This is a genomic window from Peribacillus sp. NPDC097264 (assembly GCF_050277925.1).
In the GTDB taxonomy this organism is placed as follows: Bacteria; Bacillota; Bacilli; order Bacillales; family DSM-1321; genus Peribacillus.
The window spans coordinates 1-1,560 of record NZ_JBNNSR010000027.1; the positions used below are offsets into that span (position 1 = coordinate 1).

The following is a 1,560-nucleotide window of genomic DNA, read 5'->3' on the forward strand; positions in this document are numbered from 1 at the left end:
TTCAGACTGTAGACAAACTCGATGAAAATCGACTTTGCCTACAGTTTTTTTTGTTTTAAAATAGAAGTATTAAAACTTGGAGTGATGAGGATGCTTTCGAAACATAATTCTATTCAACGAGATCAACTTGAAATGATTACATTGGATCAACTGGTGCCAGCGAACCATTTGGTTCGTAAAATTGAGGCGGCCATTGATTTCTCTTTCATTTATGATTTGGTGAAAGATATGTATTCTGAGGTAGGTCGCCCAAGTATCGATCCAGTTATTTTGGTTAAACTTGCATTCATTCAATATACCTTCGGTATTCGTTCTATGCGTAAAACAATTGAAGAAGTTGAAACAAATATGGCTTACCGTTGGTTCTTAGGTTACGGTTTCCACGATAAAGTACCTCACTTCTCAACGTTCGGGAAAAATTATGAGCGACGCTTTAAAGATACTGACTTGTTTGAACAGATTTTCTATCGCATTTTAATGACAGCTGCCCAAAGAAAGTTAATAAGTGCAGAGCATGTATTCGTTGATTCCACTCATGTGAAAGCCAGTGCAAATAAACGAAAGTTTGCAAAGAAAGTCGTTCGCAAGGAAACACGAGCATATCAAGAACGCCTTCAAGAAGAAATAAATCAGGATCGTGAAGATCACGGAAAGAAACCTTTTCCACCAGATAAATTTGATAAGGAAGAAACCAAAGAAATAAAAGAAAGTACAACAGATCCTGAGAGTGGTTACTACGTGAAAGATGAACGTACAAAACAGTTTGCCTATTCATTTCACACGGCTGCAGACCGTAATGGTTTTGTGTTAGGGACAATTGTAACACCTGGAAATACGCATGATAGCCATATGTTAGAGCCACTGGTTGAACAAGTGATTGAGAAAGTTGGAAAACCTGAAGCCGTTGCCGCAGATGCAGCTTATAAAACACCAGCCATTACAAGCTATCTTTTTGGCAAAGAAATCACGCCGGCTTTACCCTATACACGACCACGGACAAAAGAAGGATTCTTCCGCAAACATGAGTATGTATATGATGAATATTTTGACTGTTACCTTTGCCCATCGGGCGAGGTTTTAAGGTACTCAACAACAAATAAAGAGGGATATCGCGAATATAAATCTCCCAAACACATTTGTAAGACATGCTCATTTTTATCACAGTGTACAGAAAGCAAAGACCATCAAAAAGTGGTGACGCGCCATATCTGGCAAGAAAATATGGAAGAAGCAGATCACCTGCGTCATCATCAAGATGTAAAACCTATCTATGCGAAACGCAAGGAAACGATTGAGCGTGTATTCGCAGATGCAAAAGAAAAGCATGGTATGCGTTGGACTACTTTAAGGGGACTTAAAAAATTGTCGATGCAGGCGATGCTTACTTTCGCTGCCATGAATTTAAAGAAGATGGCCAATTGGACATGGCGAGATTCAAAAATGGCCTAATATAGTGGGCTCGTAGAGACCCAAGCTCTTAATCTTGAGCAAAATTCCAAGAAAATATCAAAAGGGATTCGGAATGAAACCATTCCGAACCCCTTTTGTCTACAAACTGAA

1 protein-coding gene is annotated in these 1,560 nt (G+C 39.0%); it reads left to right on the top strand.

The window, feature by feature from the left end:
- Nucleotides 1-90: 90 nt before the first annotated feature.
- The gene (locus ACQKL0_RS20110; RefSeq protein WP_427689210.1) at nt 91-1,449 is read left to right on the top strand and encodes an IS1182 family transposase; all 1,359 of its coding nucleotides are present in this window, start codon (nt 91-93) and stop codon (nt 1,447-1,449) included.
- Nucleotides 1,450-1,560: the final 111 nt, after the last annotated feature.

What these genes read in the sequence shown, in the direction of transcription:
- ACQKL0_RS20110 (WP_427689210.1), top strand. Translation starts at nt 91, where the DNA reads ATGCTTTCGAAACATAATTCTATTCAACGAGATCAACTTGAAATGATT.